This window comes from Rhizobium sp. PK7-22, from assembly GCF_056530405.1.
The window spans coordinates 2,018,779-2,041,447 of the sequence record NZ_CP096514.1 but is presented as its reverse complement, the minus strand read 5'-3'; the positions used below and the strand labels follow the sequence as shown (position 1 = coordinate 2,041,447).

At 63.1% G+C, this 22,669-nt stretch carries 21 protein-coding genes and 1 other annotated feature; of the genes, 11 read left to right on the top strand and 10 right to left on the bottom strand.

Annotation, left to right across the window (positions count from 1 at the left end):
- Positions 1-74 precede the first annotated feature (74 nt).
- From hemB to M1E10_RS14665, 4 genes are all read left to right on the top strand, one after another.
- Entirely contained in the window at positions 75-1,088 is a 1,014-nt protein-coding gene (gene hemB / locus M1E10_RS14680) for a porphobilinogen synthase (RefSeq protein ID WP_499173554.1), read from the top strand.
- Positions 1,089-1,158: 70 nt separating this feature from the next.
- Positions 1,159-1,617, top strand: a complete 459-nt coding sequence (locus tag M1E10_RS14675; protein WP_499173553.1) for an RDD family protein — start codon at positions 1,159-1,161, stop codon at positions 1,615-1,617.
- Between the two features lie 137 nt (positions 1,618-1,754).
- On the top strand, positions 1,755-2,516 hold the full coding sequence (locus M1E10_RS14670; protein ID WP_499173552.1) for an aspartate/glutamate leucyltransferase: 762 nt from the start codon (positions 1,755-1,757) through the stop codon (positions 2,514-2,516).
- Between the two features lie 8 nt (positions 2,517-2,524).
- Positions 2,525-3,391, top strand: a complete 867-nt coding sequence (locus M1E10_RS14665; protein ID WP_499173551.1) for a DMT family transporter — start codon at positions 2,525-2,527, stop codon at positions 3,389-3,391.
- A gap of 65 nt (positions 3,392-3,456) precedes the next feature.
- Here M1E10_RS14665 and parC read toward each other — a convergent pair whose 3' ends face one another.
- Positions 3,457-5,715, bottom strand: coding sequence for a DNA topoisomerase IV subunit A (parC, locus tag M1E10_RS14660; protein WP_499173550.1), 2,259 nt, complete (start codon positions 5,713-5,715; stop codon positions 3,457-3,459).
- A 203-nt stretch (positions 5,716-5,918) separates the two neighbouring features.
- Here parC and M1E10_RS14655 point away from each other — a divergent pair, with 203 nt between their 5' ends.
- Positions 5,919-7,112, top strand: coding sequence for an aq_1923 C-terminal domain (locus M1E10_RS14655; protein WP_499173549.1), 1,194 nt, complete (start codon positions 5,919-5,921; stop codon positions 7,110-7,112).
- Between the two features lie 81 nt (positions 7,113-7,193).
- Here the strand turns inward: M1E10_RS14655 and M1E10_RS14650 are convergent, their stop codons facing one another.
- On the bottom strand, positions 7,194-7,358 hold the full coding sequence (locus tag M1E10_RS14650) for a hypothetical protein (protein WP_499173548.1): 165 nt from the start codon (positions 7,356-7,358) through the stop codon (positions 7,194-7,196).
- A gap of 82 nt (positions 7,359-7,440) precedes the next feature.
- Entirely contained in the window at positions 7,441-8,196 is a 756-nt protein-coding gene (locus M1E10_RS14645) for a phosphatase PAP2 family protein (RefSeq protein ID WP_499173547.1), read from the bottom strand.
- A 94-nt stretch (positions 8,197-8,290) separates the two neighbouring features.
- On the opposite strand from M1E10_RS14645, the gene M1E10_RS14640 reads away from it, so the two are divergent.
- Positions 8,291-8,989, top strand: a complete 699-nt coding sequence (locus tag M1E10_RS14640) for a response regulator (RefSeq protein ID WP_499173546.1) — start codon at positions 8,291-8,293, stop codon at positions 8,987-8,989.
- A gap of 28 nt (positions 8,990-9,017) precedes the next feature.
- A complete protein-coding gene (locus M1E10_RS14635; protein WP_499173545.1) occupies positions 9,018-10,124 on the top strand; it encodes a sensor histidine kinase family protein in 1,107 nt (368 codons plus the stop codon).
- Positions 10,125-10,180: 56 nt separating this feature from the next.
- Here the strand turns inward: M1E10_RS14635 and M1E10_RS14630 are convergent, their stop codons facing one another.
- Complete coding sequence (locus tag M1E10_RS14630; RefSeq protein WP_499173544.1) at positions 10,181-11,278, bottom strand: helix-turn-helix transcriptional regulator; 1,098 nt, start codon at positions 11,276-11,278, stop codon at positions 10,181-10,183.
- 358 nt (positions 11,279-11,636) lie between these two features.
- Here M1E10_RS14630 and M1E10_RS14625 point away from each other — a divergent pair, with 358 nt between their 5' ends.
- On the top strand, positions 11,637-12,500 hold the full coding sequence (locus tag M1E10_RS14625) for a vWA domain-containing protein (RefSeq protein WP_499173543.1): 864 nt from the start codon (positions 11,637-11,639) through the stop codon (positions 12,498-12,500).
- A gap of 175 nt (positions 12,501-12,675) precedes the next feature.
- On the opposite strand, the gene M1E10_RS14620 is transcribed toward M1E10_RS14625, so the two are convergent.
- The 4 genes from M1E10_RS14620 to aspS all read right to left on the bottom strand — a co-directional run bounded on the left by M1E10_RS14620 (position 12,676) and on the right by aspS (position 17,547).
- Positions 12,676-13,530, bottom strand: coding sequence for a universal stress protein (locus tag M1E10_RS14620; RefSeq protein ID WP_499173542.1), 855 nt, complete (start codon positions 13,528-13,530; stop codon positions 12,676-12,678).
- Positions 13,531-13,545: 15 nt separating this feature from the next.
- Positions 13,546-15,030: a SulP family inorganic anion transporter gene (locus tag M1E10_RS14615; protein ID WP_499173541.1), complete on the bottom strand. Its 1,485-nt coding sequence runs from the start codon at positions 15,028-15,030 to the stop codon at positions 13,546-13,548.
- Positions 15,031-15,097: 67 nt separating this feature from the next.
- Positions 15,098-15,155: a sequence feature (sul1 is cis-regulatory element that is thought to sense ions involved in sulfur or methionine metabolism; They are found in Alphaproteobacteria), on the bottom strand.
- Between the two features lie 113 nt (positions 15,156-15,268).
- A complete protein-coding gene (locus M1E10_RS14610; RefSeq protein WP_499173540.1) occupies positions 15,269-15,607 on the bottom strand; it encodes a DUF1236 domain-containing protein in 339 nt (112 codons plus the stop codon).
- A gap of 149 nt (positions 15,608-15,756) precedes the next feature.
- A complete protein-coding gene (gene aspS, locus M1E10_RS14605) occupies positions 15,757-17,547 on the bottom strand; it encodes an aspartate--tRNA ligase family protein (protein ID WP_499173539.1) in 1,791 nt (596 codons plus the stop codon).
- A 358-nt stretch (positions 17,548-17,905) separates the two neighbouring features.
- On the opposite strand from aspS, the gene M1E10_RS14600 reads away from it, so the two are divergent.
- Both M1E10_RS14600 and rnd read left to right on the top strand, forming a co-directional pair.
- The gene (locus tag M1E10_RS14600) at positions 17,906-19,144 is read left to right on the top strand and encodes an MFS transporter (RefSeq protein ID WP_499173538.1); all 1,239 of its coding nucleotides are present in this window, start codon (positions 17,906-17,908) and stop codon (positions 19,142-19,144) included.
- Between the two features lie 79 nt (positions 19,145-19,223).
- Positions 19,224-20,369: a ribonuclease D gene (gene rnd / locus M1E10_RS14595; protein WP_499173537.1), complete on the top strand. Its 1,146-nt coding sequence runs from the start codon at positions 19,224-19,226 to the stop codon at positions 20,367-20,369.
- On the opposite strand, the gene M1E10_RS14590 is transcribed toward rnd, so the two are convergent.
- Positions 20,366-20,797, bottom strand: coding sequence for a type II toxin-antitoxin system VapC family toxin (locus tag M1E10_RS14590; protein ID WP_499173536.1), 432 nt, complete (start codon positions 20,795-20,797; stop codon positions 20,366-20,368). The genes rnd and M1E10_RS14590 overlap by 4 nt on opposite strands.
- Positions 20,794-21,057, bottom strand: a complete 264-nt coding sequence (locus tag M1E10_RS14585) for a FitA-like ribbon-helix-helix domain-containing protein (protein WP_499173535.1) — start codon at positions 21,055-21,057, stop codon at positions 20,794-20,796. The genes M1E10_RS14590 and M1E10_RS14585 overlap by 4 nt, the downstream gene beginning before the upstream one ends.
- A 224-nt stretch (positions 21,058-21,281) precedes the next feature.
- Between M1E10_RS14585 and M1E10_RS14580 the strand changes: the two genes are divergently transcribed.
- Positions 21,282-22,637 (top strand): esterase-like activity of phytase family protein, encoded by a 1,356-nt coding sequence (locus M1E10_RS14580; protein WP_499173534.1) that lies wholly within the window; start codon positions 21,282-21,284, stop codon positions 22,635-22,637.
- Positions 22,638-22,669: the final 32 nt, after the last annotated feature.

The window sequence follows — 22,669 nt, the reverse complement described above, 5'->3', positions numbered from 1 at the left end:
GCGATCTGACCATTCGCAATTTCGCGTTGAAATGATAATGACCTCAGACCCCATTCCAAGGACGCGAGGCATTCATGAGCGACCAGACCCATCTCGTCGATGAGATCACCGGACACCGCCGGATGCGGCGCAACCGCAAGGCGGACTGGACGCGCCGCCTGGTGCAGGAAAACCGGCTGACCGTCGACGATCTGATCTGGCCGATCTTCCTCGTGCCCGGCTCCAACATCATCGATCCGATCGAGGCCATGCCCGGCGTCAACCGGATGAGCGTCGACAAGGCGGTGGAGGCGGTTCGCGAGGCGGCCGATCTCGGCATTCCGGCAATCGCCCCCTTCCCCGACGTGGAAATGGACAAGCGCGACCTGACGGGTTCGGAAATCCTGCAGCGCGACAATCTGATCAACCAGTTCGTGCGCGCCGCCAAGCAAGCCGCGCCCGATATCGGCCTGATCACCGATGTGGCGCTCGATCCCTTCACCAGCCATGGCCATGACGGCATTCTCCGGGACAGCGAGATCGTCAACGACGAGACCGTCGACATGCTGATCAAGGCGGCGGTGATGCAGGCAGACGCCGGCGCCGACATCATCGCCCCGTCCGACATGATGGACGGGCGCATCGGCGCGATTCGCCGCGGCCTGGACGCCGCCGGCCACCAGGACGTCGGCATCATGTCCTATGCGACGAAGTTTTCCTCCGGGTTCTACGGACCCTACCGGGAGGCGATCAACACCGGCAGCCTGCTCAAGAGCAACAAGAACAGCTACTACATCAGCCCGGCCAACGGCACTGAAGCGCTGCGGGATGCGGCGCTCGACGTCGAGGAAGGCGCTGACATGCTGATGGTCAAGCCCGGCATCGCCTACCTCGACATCTGCTGGCGGATGAAGGAAGCCTTCGGCCTGCCGACCTTCGCCTATCAGGTTTCGGGCGAATACACGCAGATCAAGGCAGCGGCCATGAACGGCTGGATCGACGGCGACCGGATCATGATGGAGACGCTGCTCTGTTTCAAACGCGCCGGATGCGACGGCATCCTCACCTATTTCTCCCTCGATGTGGCGCGCAAGCTGGCGAAGGGGTGAGCTCAGGCCACCGCTTGCGTCGGCGGCCAATGCCCCCCATATCGAAGGGACCAACTGGAGAGAATGGACCATGGCACTCGACCCCACCCCCGTAGAGACCGCACCGGACGACTGGCGCGCCTATAGCGGCGTGCTGACGCGTCGGACCTTCGCCTTCGTCCTGGACTACGCCATCGTGCTGTTTCTGTGCATCCCGGCAGCGGTCGTCGTGTTCTTCCTCGGCATCATCACGCTGGGGCTCGGCTTCTTCCTCTATCCGGCGCTGTTCGTGATCGTCGCGCTTCTCTACTTCGGGATGACGCTCGGTGGTTCCAGCCAGGCAACGCCCGGCATGCGCGCGGCGGGCATCATGATGATGCGGGTCGATGGACGGCGCATGGATTTCCTCACCGCCATGGTCCACACGGTGCTGTTCTGGATCATCAACTCGGTGCTGACGCCGCTCATTCTGCTCGCCGGCCTGTTCACCGAGCGCTCGCGGCTCGTCCACGACATGCTGCTCGGCACCGTCGTCGTGCGCGCCGACTGATCCTTCGACTGATCACCGCCCGTCCGGCACCGATGGCAGCCTCCTGCCACCGGTGCAGTTGACCTTTTGCCAATCTGCGCCATGCTATGGTCGTTACGGCATCCTCACGAAGCCACGACGGGACCGCACGCGCAGCGATGAACACTCAGACAACGCCCTCCCCGCAGTTCTACCTGACGGCGCCCGCAACCTGCCCCTATCTGCCCGGGCAGCTGGAGCGGAAAGTCTTCACTCATCTGGTGGGCCCGCGCGCGGCGGAGATGAACGACCTCCTGACCCAGGGCGGCTTCCGCCGATCCCAGAACATCGCCTATCGACCGGCCTGCGAGACCTGCCGCGCCTGCGTTTCCGTGCGCATCCTGGCGGAGGACTTCCAGCCGACGCGGACGATGCGGCGCATTCTCTCCACCAACAGCGACGTGATCTCGACCATCTACCCGGCGCAGCCCTCGACCGAACAGTTCTCGCTGTTCCGGCACTATCTCGACGACCGGCACCAGCAGGGCGGCATGTCCGACATGTCGGCGCTCGACTATGCGATCATGGTCGAGGATACCCACGTGAACACGCGGCTGATCGAATACCGCCTGCGCCAGCCCGGCGACGGCATCGGCGAAAAGCCGCAGGGCGAGTTGCTCGCCGTGGCGCTGACCGACCTGATGAGCGACGGTCTCTCAATGGTCTACTCCTTCTTCAACACGGATCTGGCGAAGCGGTCGCTCGGCACCTTCATGATCCTCGACCACATCCGGCGGACCCAGGCGCTCGGCCTGCCGCACGTCTATCTCGGCTATTGGGTCAAGGGGTCGCCGAAGATGAACTACAAGACTCGATTCCAGCCGCAGGAACACCTGACCGCGCGCGGCTGGGAGCATTTCGATCCCGCCGCCGAGGACTGAAACTCATCATGAACGAACACACGAAAGGCCTCGTGCTGACCACGATCGGCGGGCTGGCGCTGTCCTTCGACGTGCCGCTCGTCAAGCTCGGCGAAGGCGAACTCTGGTCGGTGATCGCGCTGCGGAGCCTCGTCACCTTCGCGGCGGCGATCCTGCTCTGGGTCCTGGTAGGGTTTCTCTCGAAGCGGCGGCCGGTGCTGGTCCCCGGTCGTGCGGGGCTGCTGGCGGGTCTGTGCTACGGCCTGTCGACCATGACCTTCCTCGGCGCGGTCTTCCTGACGGCGACCGCCAACGTCGTCTTCATCGTCGCCTTCACGCCGATGTTTGCAGCATTGTTCGGCTGGCTGGTGCTGAAGGAGGTGCCGTCACGATCGACGGTGCTGACCATGGTGGCGATGGCGGCGGGCGTCGCGCTGATCGTCGCCGGCGGGCTGGAGGCCGGCGGGCTCATCGGTGACCTGCTGGCGGCGCTGACCTCGGCCCTGCTGGCCGGCGCCATCACCATCGCGCGCAAGACGCGGCTCGACATGGGCTTCGTGCCGCTGGTGGCGACGGCGCTGCCGGCGCTGATCGGCGCCGGGTTCGTCGCACTCCACGGGTTTTCGCTGGAGGCGCCAATCTGGATCGTCTTCGACGGCGCGGTGATGATTCCGCTTGCCTTCTGGTGCCTCGCCACCGGCCCCCGCTATCTGAGCGGCCCGGAAGTCGGCATGTTCTACCTGCTCGAAACGATTTTGGCGCCGATCTGGGTGTGGATGGTCTTTGCCGAGGTGCCGGCGGCGCAGACGCTGGCCGGGGGCGCGATCCTGGTCATGGCGCTGATTGCGCATTCGGCCTGGCAGATGCGGGTGGGGCGCGCGGTGATGCGGGGTTGATCCTGAAGACGGACGAGGAGGGCGCGGCGCGCTTCCTGCGCGACCACGCCGTCCCCTACCCCTGATCAGCCGGAGAACTTGCCGCTGCGGGGGAAGCCCTTGGGCACGAGGCGGCCGGCGGTGGCGCGGTCGCCCAGCCATTCGACCAGTTCGTCCTTCGTCTTGGTGAACAGGCGGCCGGCGGAATCCTCCCAGGTCAGGCCCTGGTCGATGGCGAAGCACTTGATGTCGGAAATGCCCCCGTCCTTGTAGCGCTGCAGGCGCACGCCCTTGCCGCGGGTCATCTCCGGCAGCTGCGCCAACGGGAAGACCAGGAGCTTGCGGTTCTCGCCGACGACGGCGACATGGTCGCCCGAAACCGGCACCACCAGCTTCGTCTCGTCGGGCATGGCGACATTCATGATCTGCTTGCCCTTGCGGGTGTTGGCAATCATCTCGTTTTCGGCGACCACAAAACCGGTGCCGGCCGTGGAGGCGAGCACCAGCTTGCGCGACGGGTCGTGCACGAAGGCGGTCAGGATGTCCTGATCGTTCTCCATCTCGACGATGATGCGCAGCGGCTCGCCATGGCCGCGACCGCCGGGCAGCTTGTCGGCGCCGAGCGTATAGACCTTGCCGCCGGTGGTGACGAGCAGCAGCTTGTCGGTCGTCTGCGCCGGGAAGGCGAGCTTCAGCGCGTCGCCTTCCTTGAAGGTGAGCGCGGCGGTGTCGGCGATATGGCCCTTCAGCGCGCGGATCCAGCCCTTGCGGGAGATGACGACCGTGACCGGCTCCTTTTCGATCATCGACTGCTGGATGGCATCGAGATCGGCATTCGGGGCTTCGGCGAACTGGGTGCGGCGGCGGCCGAGTTCGGTTGCCTTGGCAAACTTCTTCTTCACCTCCTGGATTTCCCAGGCGACCGTCTGCCAGAGCTTGTCGTCGGAGGCAAGCAGCGCCTCGATCTCCGCCTTCTCGGCCGAGAGCGCGTCGTGCTCCTTGCGGATCTCGAATTCCTCGAGCTTGCGCAGGTTGCGCAGCCGCATGTTGAGGATGGCTTCGGCCTGGACGTCGGTGAGATCCCATTTGGCGACCATCACCGGCTTCGGCTCGTCCTCCTCGCGGATGATGCGGATCACCTCGTCGAGGTTGAGATAGGCGATCAGCAGGCCGCCGAGAATTTCCAGGCGCCGGTCGATGGCGGCCAGCCGGAACTTCGAGCGCCGGACCAGCACCTCCTTGCGGTGGGCGAGCCACTCCAGCAGCACCTCGTTCAGCGCCATCACCCGGGGCACCCTGCCCATGGACAGGACGTTCAGGTTGAGCGGGAAGCGGTTTTCCAGATCGGTCAGCCGGAAGAGCGATTCCATCAGCAGCGTGGCATCCACCGTGCGGCTCTTGGGCACGAGGACGACGCGCACGTCTTCGGCCGATTCGTCGCGCACGTCTTCGAGCAGCGGCAGCCGGCGGGCGATTAGCAGTTCGGCGATCTTCTCGATCAGCCGCGACTTCTGGACCTGGTAGGGGATCTCGGTGACGACGATCTGATAGCCGCCGCGGCCGAGATCCTCGATCTCCCACTTGGCGCGGACGCGGAAGCCGCCGCGGCCCGTCTTGTAGCATTCGATGATGGATTCGCGGCTGTCGATGATGATGCCGCCCGTCGGCATATCCGGGCCGGGGATGAAGTCGACGAGCTTTTCCACCGTCGCATCGGGATGCTTGATGAGGTGGAGGGCCGCGTCGCAGAGCTCGTGGGCATTGTGGGGCGGAATGGAGGTCGCCATACCAACGGCGATGCCGGAGGAACCATTCGCGAGCAAGTTCGGGAAGGCAGCCGGCAGGACCACCGGCTCCTCGTCTTCCTCGTTGTAGGTCGGGCGGAAGTCCACCGCGTCCTGATCGATGCCGTCGAGCAGAAGGGCTGCGACATCCGTCATCCGGGCTTCGGTGTAGCGGTAGGCGGCGGCGCTGTCGCCGTCGATATTGCCGAAGTTACCCTGACCGTCGACGATCGGATAACGCTGCGAGAAGTCCTGCGCGAGCCGCACCAGCGCATCATAGACCGACTGGTCGCCATGCGGGTGGAACTTACCGATGACGTCACCGACGATACGCGCGCATTTCTTGAAAGCGGAGTTCGGGCGGATGCCCATCTCGCTCATGGCATGGATGATGCGGCGGTGAACCGGCTTCAACCCGTCGCGCACATCCGGCAGCGCCCGGTGCATGATCGTCGACAGCGCATAGGCGAGATAGCGCTCCTCGAGCGCCGCCTTGAGGTCGATCGGGACGATGTGATCGCCACCCTCGCCGTCGGACGGCGGTGTCAGATTTTTACCCATGCTCCTTGACTAGCCGAAAGCCCCATTGCGGGCAAGATTCGCCTATCAGCAGCCTGTGGATGACGCTCCCCCGCCACGACCGGACTGTAACCACCCGGCGAGGAGGGCGACCTGCAATACAAAAGCCATAGACCTTTGTTTGCCTCCCCCTATAACTGCAGAAACGCAACATGAGGCCGGAAGGCCAGACGGAGGAGCTTTACATGTCTCACACCAGCAAGCTGCAGGCCCTGATGGCCGGCACCGGACTACTGCTGATGGCGGGTCCTGCCTTTTCGCTCGATGGCGCCGACCTTCTGGCCAAGATCAATGCCGCCACGGGAATCTCCGGCAGCCCGATCACTGCCCAGTCCGTGGACGTCAACGGCACAACCGTGACGCTGAGGGGCGCGACCTACAAGCCAATGCCGGCCGAGGCGGCGATGCCGATCGGCGACATCACGCTGGAGGGCGTGCAGGAAGAGGATGACGGCGGCTACTTCATCGAGACGGTCACCCTCCCCGACCTCACCACCCGTGAAGAAGAGACCACCGTCACCGTGGCCGACATCTCGATGACCAATGTCACGGTGCCGGCCGACGTGACCGGCGGCACCCTGGATTCCGTCCTCGTCTACGAAACGGCCTCGACGGGGCCGGTGAATGTCTCCGTCGAGGGCAAGCCGCTCTTCTCGCTGACGTCGGCCACCTCGACAACCGACATCGCCGACGACAATTCCACGATCGGCTTCGAGGTCGAAGTGGCCGGCATCAAGGCCGATCTGTCGATGGTGGAGGATCCGAAGGCGCGCGATGCCATCCAGTCGCTCGGGCTGACCTCGATCGACGGCAGCATGAGCCTGTCGGGTGACTGGCAGGCCGCGGACGGGCTGGTCAACATCGAGGACTATACCCTCGATTTCGCCAATGTCGGGACCCTGTCGACCTCGCTCAGCTTCTCCGGCTATACGCTCGACTTCATCAAGGCGGCAGAGGAAACGTCGCGCGCGATGCAGCCGGCGGCCGGCAAGCAGGCCCAGGATGCGGCGGGACTTGCCATGCTTGGCCTGATGCAGCGGCTGACCTTCAACAGCGCCGAGATCAGCTTCCAGGATGCCGGCCTCACCAACCGGGCGCTGGACTACGCCGGCAAGGAACAGGGCGTCTCGGGAAATACCATGGCGCAGATGCTGAAGGGCATGACGCCGCTTCTGCTGGCGCAGTACAATGTGCCGGAGCTGCAGAACATGGTGAGCCAGGCGATCAACACCTATCTCGACAATCCCGGCAACCTGATCATCAGCGCCGCACCGGAAAACCCGGTGCCCTTCCCGATGATCATGGGGGCGGCCATGGGCGCGCCGAACACGCTGCCCGATGTGCTGGGCGTGACGGTCGAAGCCAACCGCCGCCAGTAAGGGCGATCCACCGAGCACAAGACCTGCGGCCGGCGACACCGTCGCTGGCCGCAGTCGTGAGCGGCTACGGGTTTGGCTATGTCAGTGAAACCACTTCTCGGCCGCGGCCAGAAGCTCCTTCTCGGAGCGGATGCCATCCTGAAACAGGCGCACGAGCAGCATCGCCAGCTCGTCCGGATGCGTGTCGTGCTCCGGGATCACCTGGGCGAACACGCGGTCGAGCAGGGCCAGATCTTCTGGGCGCAAAAGAACGTCGGATGGGATACGACCTCGCATGGGACGAGGTTAAGGCAGGGTGCGGGTTTGGGCAAGAGGGGATGGCGGTGGCTTACGTTCGGCGAGAATCCCTGGTGAACAGAGCGTCGATCTGAGGGGCGCTTCGAGAGAACCACTGCCAGAGTATCACTGCCAAGACGAACATCATATTCCAAGCGATCATCACGTCCGACAGGAAGTGAGCGCCAAACACCACTCTATTCAATGAGAAGCCGGCCGCGACAATGCCGACCGTAAAGAGGTAGAATTTCGAATATTTGGGCCTGATAAAGACAACGAGCGCGAGCAATGCGAAGGCGCTTGCCGCCTCTCCCGAGATGAAGGAACAGTTCCTTACGCACTGGTCGGTGAGCTGCCACGGAGGCGTAAAGTCCGCGCTGCCGCCAAATTCCTCAAGTGCCCTTGGACGCGCTCTACCCACCAGCATCTTGATCCAATGGACACCCAGCCCCGGGCCCGCTGCAAGGAACGTCAGCACAAACAGCAGTTTGTGCGGTGCAGGAGGATATTTCAGGTGCCTGAGGAGTGGATTGGGAATCAACAGCGCAATCGCGGTGCCTACAACGACCCAAGGCAGAAGCCTGTTGGTGTCACGAAATGCAAGGAGGAAGCGGTCCTGATTGGCATTGAAGCCAGTTGCAGGCTCCCAGAAAAAACGGCTTACCATGAGGTCAAGTTCTGGCACCGCTGCGAAAACCACGGAAACAAGCCCTAGAAGTATAAGCGCCTGTGGAAGCAAATTGCGGGTCTTGTCGTCAGCATTTTTCGAAATTGCTTTTTGAACGTGGTTCAGGTCAGTTACGTTCATCAGTGGCTCCTCGTTGAGGGCCACGTTCTCCCGCCCGATTGTCAAGATTTGACGGAGAACCGGAGAAGGGCATGTCAAAGTCTGTGAGTTCACTATGATTTCATCGCTCGTGCTGGTGGTCGAGGACGACGATGAGATAGCGTCTCTCCTGGAAAAATATCTTGCGAGAGCCGGTTACAGGACGAGCAAGGCATCAACAGGCCTCACGGCTCTCGCTCATGTACAGAGGTTACAGCCGGACCTGATCTTGCTGGACATCGGCCTGCCAGATATCGACGGCTTCGATCTTCTGACGAAGGTTCGAGGGAGCTCCACCGTGCCGGTGATATTCCTGTCGGCGATGGATGACAGCACGGATAAATTGCTCGGGCTGAAGCTCGGGGCTGACGACTACGTCACGAAACCATTCAACCCGCAGGAAGTCGTGGCGCGCGTCGGGGCCGTCTTGAAACGAACCAGAGGCGTTGCCACCAGCGAGGTTATCCGGCACGACCGGATCGAAGTGCAACTGGATTCCTACATCGCAATTGCTTCGACAGAGACAGGACGGATCGAACTGCCGCTGACCGCAACCGAATTCCGTCTGCTGGTGTGCTTGCTGAGATCTCCGTTCAAGACGTTCGAAAGAACATCGTTACTGGACGCGTGCTTGCCCGAAAGCGAGGCCCTTGATCGCACCATTGACACGCACATTGGCAATCTGCGGCGCAAGCTCGCAGACTGTGGCCAAGAGGGGTACATAACCACCGTCCGTGGTATCGGGTATCGTTTCGCGAGGTCGACAGGTGTCTAGACCAACCCTCTCAACCATGACAGCCGCCTTGGCGTCTGTCATTCAAGTCGTGACTATAGCGCTGCTTTACGTGACCGTTGACTGGTACATCGATCACGCTGAAGTCACTGCGCTGGACAGGCTACCTCAAGATGCAAGGTCGGCCTGGGTAAGCCTGAATAACGGCGAAGTCCCCGATCCCCAGTCGCTCGCGGCACTAGCGCCCCTTTTCCCCCGGTTAGAGGACGCGACAGAGGCGTCACCTGTGGAGGGTGTCCTAGGGTTCGGCTTCGCCCTGATTGTTCTGACGAGCGCGATCGGAGTCGTCTTGGCCCACAGGCTCGTGGCGCCGCTTACCAAGCTGACTGCGGCCGCTGAAAAGATTCGGCAAGGCGATTTCCAGGTCACTGTCGAACCCGGCGCAACCAGAGAGGTGGAAGCGCTTGCCATAACGATCAACAGCATGGCCAGCGAGTTGCTCGCGTTGGAAACGCGGCTGAAATTCAACACCCGAGCGGTCGCTCACGAATTGCGCACGCCGCTGACCGTGCTGCAGGGCAATCTGCAAGGCATGACCGACGGGGTCATTCCCGCAAGCGAGGAACGATTGCGAGCTCTGCTGGTGCAAGCACAGGGCATGTCCCGTCTCGTAGACCAGCTGAACACGCTCTCCTTGGCAGGCACGACCGACTTTGTCACAGCAACGACGCCAACAGACCTTGCATTGCATGTTTTGGAGACGGTGACATTGTTTCAGGCCTCTGCTGGCGACGTCGTCGATTTCCGAACACATCTCCAAGCCGCACCGGCAAGCATCGATCCGGACCGGTTCCGCCAGGCTCTCCTCGTTCTGCTCGAAAACGCGCGCAGATACGCGGGGGATTACGGTCCCATCGATGTTCATACCGGTTTGGATGAGGCCGGGCGGTCATTCATATCCGTCCACGACAAAGGTCCAGGACTACCAGACTACGTGCAGCACTCCTCCTTCGATATGTTCTGGAGAAGCGAGAGGCTCAACGGTCGCGGTCAAAGCGGTTCAGGGCTTGGCCTCACGGTCGTCAAGGCTATTGCGGAAGGCCATAACGCGCGACTGGAGGTCGGAAACAACCCTGATGGAGGCGCCTACGCCACGATCACATTTTCGGCCGCGTAGCAGGTTGCGGCAACCCATCCGGTGTTGGCGGAAGATCGCAGCCGGCCGGTCCACGATCAACATGTCCCGAACGAGGTCAACAAGGCCACGAGAGCGCCTTGTCGATGCGTGTCGGTCTTCTGGAAAATGGATTTGACCCTGCTTCGGGCGGTTTCCCTGGTGACGCCAAGTGCTTCCGCGGCCGTTTCGAGGGATTGGCCGGTTGCCAGCAGTGCCGCAAGACGCGCTTCCGCCGGGGTCAGGCCGAAGGCGCGACCGAAGGCCTGCCAGTCGGACCTTGCAGGAGCAACGATCTCGCTCAGAAGGACCAATGCTCTTGCACTTAGAAACGGTGACCTCGCCTCCCCATCGACGGGCAGGATCCTGATCACGATCGGCGCGGCGTCCTCCCGGCGCGCGACGATGGGCGGCGCGCGTAAGGTCTTGCCCGGGCCAAGCCCTGTCAGGCGGTCGATGACCTTGCCGTATTCCGCTGCGGCCTGGCGATCGCGAAAGGCAAGACGCCCGCCTGCGATATGGATGGAGGTGCCCAGAAGTTGCTGTGCTGCCGCGTTGGCATGGAGGAACCTGCCCATCGCGTCGATCGCCACCACCGCCTTGCCGATCTGATCAAACGAATTCGCGACGGTGGACAGCGTGACGCGCCCGGCAAGATGGGCAAGACTGGCCACCTCGTTCAGCCGCAGGGAAAACTGCTGCAGGACGGCTCTTTCTTCCTGTTGGAACGCGCCCTGGCGAAGAGATCGATGCAGAGTCAGGGACCAGAAGTCGGGGCCGCTGTGGATCCCGATGCCCGCCCACCACCTTCCGTCGAAGCGAGGCAGGAATTCGTCGAGAAACGGTGAGCCCTCAACGCCGGCATTGATCAGGTCACGGTCAAGGGCGACCTCGCCCCGCAAGTTCAGAACCCTTGCGCGCCGGTGACTATCGGCGTCTCGCTCGAACCAGCTCTCGCGGACATAGGTTTCGAGGCACTCCCGAAGATGGGCGGTCGCCATCGCTCCTTCGGACGCTCTTTGCGGGATCAAGCCTGCCCCCATGGCACCGGTGGCCGTCACCACCTCCTCCAGCAGCTCTGTCCAGCATGACGGATCAGCAATAACCTTCGACAAATCTACGGACGCATGTTGTAGCCGACTGATGTCGATCGTCATCTTGCCCTCACGTGACTGCCGGGCGCAAACAGCGCGTTCATTTCAAAGCAAGACAACAACCGGATACACTTCGGAGGGTATCGCTCCAGTCCAATTGCGGCAGCGCAATATAACTACCATTATTCAAATGTAACCTGCATGGCAGTCACAGTATATCTAATACGGCGATCGTTCAATTGCAGCCTTGCCAGCCGCGTGAAACGGCACGGACCACAACGATAAGCAACGTCCCGGTCCCGTTCCTCGGCGCTCATTCCAGACGCTGATCGGGAAGCCCCCGACATCTTCCTGCCATCAACCCCCGAAAGGGGGTCGAATATAATACTGCCTGATGGTTCAGATTTCCTCACGGGGGCCGATGCCCCTTATAAATGCGACCGGGGGGACGTTTGATGGGCATGGGGAGATTTCCGTCATAACGGCGGGTGTGATCGCAGCGGCGTTGAGCCTCGGGTTTCAGGCTTACGCCGGCGGAGTCGATGAGGCGCAAGCCTTCGATGTCGATGTGGCGATCGTCTTCGCAGTTGACATCTCGTCATCGATCGATCCGGACATCGCCGACCTGCAGAGGAAGGGACATGTCGCGGCACTGACCTCGCCGGAGTTCATCGATGCGATCTCCAGCAATCCTCGGGGCTGTATCGGTGTGACGTATTTCGAATGGGCAAGCCCGGCACAGATCAGGAGCATTCTGCCGTGGACGCGGATTTGCGGATCGAAGGATGCCGAGGCGGCCGCCGGGGTGATCGCCGAGAAAGGCGACACCGGCTTCATCCGCCGGGGTCGGGGAGGAACGTCCATTTCCTCCGCCATCGATATCGGAAGCCTGTTTCTCGAGCAGTTCCCGGGAACCGCAGACAGAAAGGTCATCGACATTTCCGCCAATGGAGAAAACAACGACGGCCTGCCTGTTCGGCATTCCAGAACGAAGGCCGTTGCGAAGGGGTATACGATCAATGCGATTGCAGTCCCCAACGGCAATGATGCGAGCAACGGCGTTCTCCTGGCCTCGTATTTTTCGGACAACGTCATCGGCGGCTTCGGTGCCTTCGTGATGGTGCCGAGAGCGGCAGGTGACTACACTGCGGCTCTGAGCCGGAAACTCGCAAGAGAGATCGCTCAACACGGTGACCCACAGTCGTTGAACGCCGTGGAGCACTTCGGCTGGCCGCTTTTCGCAACCATCGCGGATGCTCGCCGCGCGAGCGGGTCCCTCAACTGACACCCCGATATAAGGTGCCTGCATCCGGGCGGTGCAGGCTGCCGCTATGACTGACGTCGGGGCACATCGGCTGCCGTTCCAAGCAACGCCGCCGGCAAGTCCAGGAGCAACACGTAAAAAAGCCTCCACCCGAGGGCGGAGGCCTTTCCGTGTATCTTGCCGCACCCATCTCATCCTACCGGAAAATCACCACCGGCACCTTGCAGGAGCGGATCATCTCCGTCGTGGTGGAGCCGAGGAAAAGGCTGCGCAGGCGCGAGTGGCTGTAGGCGCCCATGACCAGCAGGTCGAAGTTTTCCCGTTCGATCGTCTCGGAGATCACCGTGCTGGGCTCGCCCTGCCCGATCTCGGTCTCGACCGCAAAGCCTGCCGCCTTCAGGATGATGGCCGCATCCTCGATCTTGCGGCGGCTGTCGGGCGTCTCGGTGCCGGCCATGACGAGCTTGCAGGGAAGGCCTGCGAGGATCGGGTTGCGCGCCACCTGGTCTATCGCTTTCAGTGCCATCGCGCCGCCGTCGAAGGCGATCAGGACCTTTTCGATCGGCTTGAAGGCGCGCGAGGCGATGACGATCGCCTTGTGGGTCGAGCGCACCACCCGCTCCAGGTTGGAGCCGAGATGGCCCTTGGCGAAATCGGCGCCCTCGCCGCGCTTGCCGATGACGATCAGGTCGGCCCCGGATTGGAGCTCCTGAACGGTGTCGACGAGATCGCCGTTGCGCAGCTTCGTGTCGATCTGCGTGACACCAGCTGCCTGCAGGAGCTCCTTGCCGCCGTCGAGCAGCAGGCGGCCGCGCGAGTGGGCGACCTTCGCCTTGCGGGCGTCTAATTCCGCCAGTTCCTCGAGCAGTGCGGTCCGGGCGCCAAGGCCGATGTTGCCGCTCAGGTTGACCGGTTCCGTGGCGGTATCGCGGCGGCCGATCACGTGCAGCAGGTCAACCGAGGCCTCGGTTCGCCTGGCAATCCACGCCACGTGATCGCAGACGCTCTGCGCATAGGGTGAACCGTCGATGAGTGCGAGTATCCTTGTCATTGTTCTTCTCCTCCCTTAGTGGCCCATCAGCCGTTCCATGGCGCCCGGCTTGTCGTGAATGGCCAGCCGGTCGACGATAGTTTCGCTGGCCTGGTTGAGGCCGAGGATTTCGACCTCGGCGCCCTCGCGGCGGAATTTCAGCACGATCATGTCGAGCGCGGCAACGCTGGAGATATCCCAGATATGGGCGCGGCTGACGTCGATCGTCACCTTGTCAAGGGCTTCCCGGAAGTCGAAGGCGGCGTTGAAGTCCTCCACAGAGGCGAAGAAGACCTGGCCTTCGACCGTATAGGTGCGATGCGTGCCGTCGGCCGAGAGGGCCGAGGTGACGCGGAAGATCTGGGCGATCTTCCAGGCGAAGAAGATCGCCGAGAGGAGAACGCCGATCAGCACGCCGATCGCCAGGTTGTGGGTGTAGACGACGCCGACGACGGTCGCCAGCATGACGATCGACGAGGAACGCGGGTGGTCCCTGAGGTTCCTGATCGAGGACCAGGAGAAGGTGCCGATCGAGACCATGATCATGATCGCGACGAGTGCCGCCATGGGGATGCGGCTGACGAGATCGCCGAGGACAAGGATCATGAACAGCAGCATGACGCCGGCGGCGAAGGTGGACAGGCGGCCGCGGCCGCCGGACTTCACGTTGATGATCGACTGGCCGATCATGGCGCAGCCGGCCATGCCGCCGATGAAGCCGGTCGCCGTATTGGCGATGCCCTGGCCGATGCATTCGCGGTTCTTGTCGCTCGGCGTATCGGTGAGGTCATCGACAATCTGCGCCGTCATCAGCGATTCCAGCAGGCCGACGGCTGCCACCGCCACCGAATAGGGCAGGATGATCAGCAGCGTTTCGAGGGTGAGCGGGATCTGCGGGATCAGGAAGATCGGCAGCGTCGAGGGGAGTTCGCCCATGTCGCCGACGGTGCGGACATCGAAGCCGAAGGAGAGCGTGATGGCCGTCAGGACGACGATGCAGACGAGCGGCGACGGGATCGACTTCGTCAGATAGGGGAAGAGGTAGATGATCGCGAGGCCGGCGGCGACCAGCACATAGGTCAGCATCGGCACGTTCATGAGTTCCGGCAGCTGCGCCATGAAGATCAGGATGGCGAGCGCGTTGACGAAGCCGGTCATCACCGATTTCGAGACGAAGCGCATGACATAGGCGAGCTTCAGAGCACCGGCGACGATCTGGATGAGGCCGGCGAGCACGGTGGCGGCCAGGAGATATTGCAGGCCGTGGTCGCGCACGAGCGTCACCATCAGGACGGCGGTGGCGGCAGTCGCTGCCGAAATCATGCCGGGCCGTCCGCCGACGAAGGCAATCAGCACGGCGATCGAGAAGGAGGCGTAGAGGCCGATCTTCGGATCGACGCCAGCGATGATGGAGAAGGCGATGGCTTCGGGGATCAGCGCCAGCGCGACCACGAGGCCGGACAGCAGATCGCCGCGAACGTTCGAAAACCATTCGCGCTTGTATTCAGTCAAATTGATCATGGGATGATTTCGCAAAGAGAAGCATCGGCCGGAAGAACATTCGGGCCCGATAGAAGAGGATGCTTTGCGTTGTCCGGCGGATCGGCGGCCGGAAGAGCCACCCGGGGGTTGCACCCGAGTCCTTGTGATGCACGCTCTATAGCGGCGAACGCGCGATGGCGCAACTTTGCGATGACAAAGTCGATGAAGGATGCGGACTGGAAAAAGGCCCGGATCGATGATCCGGGCCTTGGCAGACTTAGTCGAGCACCTGAATGACGCGGCGGGTCTGCGGATCGATCAGGACGCGACGCTCGTTGACGACGGTATAGCCGTAGTCGTTGTAGCCGTCCACGGTGCGAACCTCGACCGTTTCGGGCAGCGATGAACCGACGATGACCTCACCCTCGTAGGCGACGGACGGGACGCTCTGCTCCATCACGTAGGTGCGGACCTGACCGGGCACGACGACCGTGGGCGCCGGTGCGGGGGCCACAACGACCGGAGCCTGTTCCTGCACGATGACGGCGGTCTGCGCGAAGGCTGCGCCGGACATCGTCAGTAGGGCCGCGGAGGCGGCTGCGAGCATAATGCGCATGTTTTTTCTCCTGTGCTTCTGCTGGCCGACAACACAAGCAGACGAAGAAGGTTCCGCTGCTCAGACGACAGGTCCGCCGGAAGCAGCAGTGCCCAGACGCAACAACGGCGGCCAGAGGCCGCCGTTGTTGACTGGTGTGAGCCCGAAGATCAGTCCTTCTTCGGGGTCGGCACGACGCGCAGCGCCAGTTCGCGCAGCTGCTGCGGCGAGGCCGGCGCCGGGGCGTTCATCAGGAGATCCTGGGCCTGCTGGTTCATCGGGAAGAGCGTGATCTCGCGCAGGTTCTTGGCGCCGGTCAACAGCATGACGACGCGGTCGACACCGGCGGCCATGCCACCATGCGGCGGGGCGCCATACTGGAAGGCCCGGTAGAGGCCGCCGAAGCGCTCCTCGACGTCCGTCTGGCTCAAGCCGACCTTCTCGAAGGCCTTGACCATCAGCTCCGGCGACTGGTTGCGGATCGAACCCGAGGCGATCTCGAAGCCGTTGCAGACCATGTCGTACTGGAAGGCCTTGATCGTCAGCGGATCCTGGTTCTCCAGCGCGTCCATGCCGCCCTGCGGCATGGAGAACGGGTTGTGGGCGAAATCGACCTTCTTCTCGTCCTCGTTCCACTCGTAGAAGGGGAAGTCGACGATCCAGCAGAGCGCGAACTGGTCCTTGTTGGAGAGGTTCAGCTCGTCGGCGGCGCGGTTGCGGGCCTCGCCCGCGAACTTGTAGAATTTCTCCGGTTCGCCGGCGACGAAGAAGCAGGCGTCACCCGGCTCGAGGCCGAGCTGGAGGCGCAGGGCTTCAGTGCGCTCCTCGCCGATGTTCTTGGCGAGCGGGCCGGAGCCGGCGATCTTGCCGTCCTCTTCCTTCCAGAAGATATAGCCGAGGCCCGGCTGGCCCTGGCTCTGCGCCCAGGCGTTCATACGGTCGCAGAAGGCGCGGGAGCCGCCGGTCTTGGCCGGGATCGCCCAGACCTCGACCTTCGGGTTGGAGGCGATCATGCCGGCGAAGACCTTGAAGCCGGAGCCGGCGAAATGCTCGGTGACGGCTTCCATGACGATCGGGTTGCGCAGGTCCGGCTTGTCGGAGCCGTATTTGCGCAGCGCCTCGTCGTAAGGAATGCGCGGGAATTCGGCGGTGACCGGCTTGCCCTGCGCAAATTCCTCAAAGATGCCGCGCATCACCGGTTCCATGGTGTTCCAGACGTCTTCCTGGGTGACGAAGCTCATCTCCAGGTCGAGCTGGTAGAATTCGCCCGGCAGGCGGTCGGCGCGCGGATCTTCGTCGCGGAAGCAGGGGGCGATCTGGAAGTAGCGGTCGAAGCCGGCCACCATCATCAGCTGCTTGTACTGCTGCGGCGCCTGCGGCAGGGCGAAAAACTTGCCCTCGTGGATGCGGCTCGGCACGAGGAAGTCGCGCGCGCCTTCCGGCGAGGAGGCCGTCAGGATCGGCGTCGAATATTCGGTGAAGCCGACCTCGGTCATCTCGCGGCGCATGGCTGCGATGATCTGGGTGCGCTTGACGATGTTCCTGTGCAGCGTCTCGCGGCGCAGATCCAGGAAGCGGTACTTGAGGCGGACGTCTTCCGGGTACTCAGGCTCGCCGAAGATCGGCAGCGGCAGTTCCTTGGACGCCGACAGGACCTCGATCTCCTGGGCGTAGAGCTCGATCTCGCCGGTCGACATGGCCTTGTTGATCGTCTCGTCGGAGCGCGCCTTGACGAGGCCGTCGATGCGGATCACCCATTCGCCACGGACGGTCTCGGCCGTCTTGAAGGCGGGGCTGTCGGGATCGACGACCACTTGGGTCATGCCGTAGTGGTCGCGCAGGTCGATGAAGAGGAGGCCACCATGGTCGCGCACGCGATGGACCCAGCCGGAGAGACGAACGGTGGAGCCGACATCGGACTTGCTCAGGGCGGCACAGGTGTGGCTGCGGTAACGGTGCATGAAATGTATCCTGGACTGGTACGAAGCTGAAGCAAGCGGCATGCGAAGCACGGCCGGCCAGCTATAGGAAAATCGGGCGGAAAAGCGCATGGCGGGGGCAGTTTGTCAAGGCTGGACCGGGGCGGAGCCTCACAGGCTGAAGAGTTTTCAGCCCTTCCAGCCTCCCTGCCCCAGCGATGTCTCAGACACTCATACCATGCTCCACGTTCTTCTGCCTGACTGATTGGCCGCGGAGTGGCTGAGGTCTCGTCGCCGCCGGGACGGATTTCCGCAAGACAACGATAGTTGTGTTCGCCTATCACTGGACAGGACGCGCGGGCACGCGTGTCGCACTCCATGATCGCGCGAAAGCCTCGCCATGAGCCAGATCCGGCCGCTGATTCCGCTTCTCGTCACCGCCGGCATCCTGATTGGCGGCAACGGGCTGCAGGGCACGTTCATTGCGCTGCGCGGCTCCCACGAAGGGTTCTCGCCGTCGATCATCGGGGTGATCGGCGCGGGCTACAGCATCGGCTTTGCAATCGGCTGCATCTATGTGACGCGGCTCCTGCGGCAGATCGGCCATATCCGCACCTTCGCCGCGATGGCCGCGATCGGCGCTTCCTGTTCGCTGGCCATGTCGCTCGTCATCGATCCGACCGCCTGGCTCTTGATGCGCTTCATCGTGGGCATTGCGGTGGCGAGCCTGTTTGCGACGGTGGAGAGCTGGATCAACGCCAAGGTGACGAATGCCAACCGGGCGCGGACGCTGTCGATCTACCGGCTTGTCGATCTGGGCTCGGTGACCGCCGCGCAATATGTCATCCCGGCGGCGGGGATCGAGGGAACCGTGATCTTCAGCATCGTGGCGATCGCCATGACGCTGTCCTTGGTGCCGATCTCGCTGGCCGACCGCTCGAGCCCCCTGCCCCCGGACGCCATCCGCTTCGACCCGGTGGCGGTGTGGCGGATCTCGCCGCTGGCGGTGGTCGGCGTCACCTGCGTCGGCCTGGCCATGGCCGCCTTCCGCAACATCGGGCCGATCTACGGCGAGGCGATCGGCATGAGCATCACCTCAATCGCCACCTTCATGAGTGCCGGCATCATCGGCGGCGTGGTGCTGCAGTATCCGCTCGGCGTCTATTCCGACAGGCTCGACCGGCGCAAGGTGATCCTCTGGACGACGATCGGCTCGATCCTGACGGGCGGCTATCTCTCGCTCGGTGCCGGGTCGAGCGAGACCGCCAACATCATCGGCGTCTTCCTGTTCGGCGCCTTCTCGATGCCGCTCTATTCGCTGTGCTCGGCGCACGGCAACGACCATGCCAAGGACGGCGAACATGCGCTGATCGCGGCCGGGCTGCTGTTCTACTGGTCGATCGGGGCAACCATCGGGCCACTGCTGGCGGCGCTGCTGCTGGAATACCACGGGCCGGACGTCTTCTTCATCTATACTTCGGTGATCTTCGTTGGCTTTGCGGTGTTCACGGTGCGGCGCATGGGGGCGCGGCCGCCGGTTCCGCCGGAGGAGCGGCCGGGACGGTTCCGGGCGTTGTTGCGCACCTCGGCCTATTTCAACAGGCTGGCGGCGCCGCCGGACAAGGAAGACCACCGCTGATTTCGGCGGTTATATTGACATATGCAACCGGAAGGGAAAGGAAGGCTGATCTTTTGACCCTTTTGCTGTGACCGGACTGATGATCGAAACGACTGCCGCCCTCGAGGATGCCTGCCGGGCGCTTGCCCAATCGGATTTCATCACCATCGATACGGAGTTCCTGCGGGAGACGACCTTCTGGCCGCAGCTCTGCCTGGTGCAGATGGCGAGCCCCACCGTCGAGGTGCTGGTCGACCCGCTGGCCAAGGACCTGGACCTGGCGCCCTTCTTCGCGCTGATGGCCGACCCGAAGGTGATCAAGGTCTTCCACGCGGCGCGCCAGGACATCGAGATCATCCATCATCTGGGCGGGCTCGTGCCGCATCCGATCTTCGACACGCAGGTCGCCGCCATGGTCTGCGGCTTCGGCGACAGCGTCTCCTACGACCAGCTCGTGCAGCGCATCAGCGGCGCGCAGATCGACAAGTCCTCGCGCTTCACGGACTGGAGCCGGCGGCCGCTGTCGGACAAGCAGCTCGAATATGCGATGGCGGACGTGACGCATCTGCGCGACGTCTATTTCTTCCTCAAGGAGCAGCTCGAACGGGAAGGCCGCGCCTCCTGGCTGACCGAAGAGATGGCGATCCTCGAATCGCCCGGCACCTACGACATCCATCCGGACGACGCCTGGCTGCGGCTGAAATCGCGCCTGCGCAAGCCGCAGGAACTGGCGATCCTGAAGTTCGTCGCCGCCTGGCGCGAGCGCGAGGCGCGCAGTCGCAACGTGCCCCGGTCGCGAGTGCTGAAGGACGACGCGATCTACGAGATCGCCCAGCAGCAGCCGAAGGACACCGACGCGCTGTCGCGGCTGCGCACCGTGCCGAAGGGCTGGGAGCGCTCCTCGTCCGGCGCAGGTGTCATCGAGGCGGTGAACGCAGCCCTGGCGCTTCCGAAGGCGGAGATGCCGCATGCGCCGAAATCCTCCCGCTCGCCGGAAGGCACGGGTGCGGCCGTCGAACTGCTGAAGGTGCTTCTGAAGCTGATCTCCGACAAGGAGGGCGTCGCCGCCAAGGTGATCGCCAATACCGACGACCTGGAGAAGATCGCCGCCGAAGGCGAGATGGCCGAGGTTGCCGCTCTCCACGGCTGGCGCCGCGAGCTTTTCGGCGAGACGGCACTGCAACTGATCTCCGGCAGCGTCGCGTTGCGGTTCGTGGACAGGAAGGTGGAGGCCGTGGAGGTCTAGTCTGTCGACCTGACGTTCCAGGGATTGACGACCGGCACGCCGGCCGCTTCGAAGGGCGCAGTATCTCGGGTGGCGACGGCAAAGCCCTGAACCTGAGCAAGAGCTGCGATCTGGCCGTCGGCGATCAGGATCGTCCGCCCTTGCGCCTCGGCGGATGCGACTAATCTGCCGTAGGCACGAGCAGCTCGTTCATCGAAGGGGAGGATGCGGCCGAGAAAATGGCTGTCGAAAATCACCTGCATACTCTGTCGAAGGAGATCCTGCCGACGGCCAGCAGGTAACCTCTCAATTCCGAACCAGATTTCGGCGATACTGACGGTCGTGGTATAGAGGTGATCGATAGGCTGGGATGCGAACCATTGCCTGACATTTCCGTCCATGGCCGGACGCGCGGCCTCGGAAATGACGTTGGTGTCGACAATGATCATTCAAACGTCGGGCCCCGTGCCGGCGTCCGATCCCTTGGAAAGTCCAGGTCTGCCAGTTCAGGGAAGGTTCTGCCCAGCTCCTGCAAAGCAGCCACAAGCCCGGTCGCCGATGTGCCGGCTTCAGCGGGTACATGCTGAACCAGTACATCCTCGAGGATATGCGTGATCTCGGCCTCGGGGGTCCGTCCGTTTTCGGCAGCCCGTATTTCCAGAGCGCGGCTTGCTCGGGGAGACAGATCCTTTACCGTGATGGCGTTCATCGTCGTTCCACCCACCGATCCAGCGTTGGCACATCATATCCGTTCACCGGCTGCTTTTCAACAAAAGCTCCCCGGTCGTGCCCGGCAGGGGCGATGGCTGGAGCTGGTGCGCGGCTCCTGAACTGGATCGCCAACGTCACGGAAGCTTCGCGGTGCCGTCAATCCTGCGTCATGCAGGAGCCCTAGTGAGGGAGGGTTACACCCTCTCACTGGAGGCTCTCATCATGAGACCATTGCTCGCGTCCGTCGCCATTGCCGCGCTTCTTGCCGGCCAGGCCTTTGCCCAAGAAAACACTTTTCCCGCCACGCTCGTGTCGCATGCGATCCTGCCGGCAAACACCATCATTCCCGCTCCTGACGATGCGCCTACGCACCTGAAGACCTCCGGCAAGTTTTCCACCGCCGACCGCAAGCGTGCGGACGGCCTGGGGACCGTGCCCGGCAAGGACGGCGTGCGTCCGACGGGCCTGTCGCTTCCCTTCGACGGTCAGCCGGTTCAAGGCTTCTCCGGCATCAAGACGATGCCGGACGGCAGCTTCTGGAGCCTCTCCGACAACGGCTTCGGCTCGAAGGCCAACTCCAGCGACGCGGCGCTGATGCTGCACAACATCCGCTTCGACTGGGACGCCGGCACCGTCGAGCGGCTGAACACCGTGTTCCTCTCGGACCCTGACAGGAAGGCGCCCTTTCCGATCGTGCTCGAGGGCAGCGACAACCGCTACCTGACGGGCGGTGACTTCGACGTGGAATCCATCCAGCCGGTCGAGGACGGCTTCTGGGTCGGTGAAGAGTTCGGTCCCTATCTCCTGAAGTTCACGCACGACGGAAAGCTCACCGACGTGATTTCCACGAAGGTGGGCGAAACGGAGGTGAAGTCGCCGGACAATGCGACGCTCGTCGTGCCGGCCAATCCGACGGCCAAGCTGCCGAGCTTCAATCTGAAGCGTTCGGGCGGCTACGAGGGCCTGGCGATCTCCGAGGACGGCTCGAAGCTCTACGGCCTGCTGGAAGGCCCGCTCTTCCAGGAAGACGGCACCGTCGAGATGGCGGACGGCATGGCGGCGCTGCGCATCGTCGAGCTCGATATCGCCTCCAAGGCCTGGACCGGCCGATCCTGGCTCTACCCGCTGTCGCAAGGCGGCGAAGCGATTGGCGACTTCAACATGGTCGACGCGACAACGGCGCTGGTGATCGAGCGCGACAATGGCGCCGGCTCCGCCGACCAGGCCTGCGCCGATCCGAAGAAACCCGAGCCCACCTGCTTTGCGACGCCGGCCAAGCACAAGCGGATCTACAAGATCGAGATGACCGACGAGAGTGTCGGCAAGGCCGTGCGCAAGATCGGCTATATCGACCTGATGGCGATCAAGGACCCCAACGGCGTTGCCCGCCAGGGCGGCAGCGAAGGCGGCTATACCATGCCGTTCGTGACGATCGAGAACGTCGATGTGGTGGATGCGACGCATATCGTCGTGGGCAACGACAACAACCTGCCGTTCTCGGCCGGTCGCGCGCTCGACAAGGCGGACGACAACGAGTTCGTGCTGCTGGAAGTGGGTGATTTCCTCGCTGCGAAGTAAGACCGGGGCCGCCGCCCCTCACCCTCTCCCCG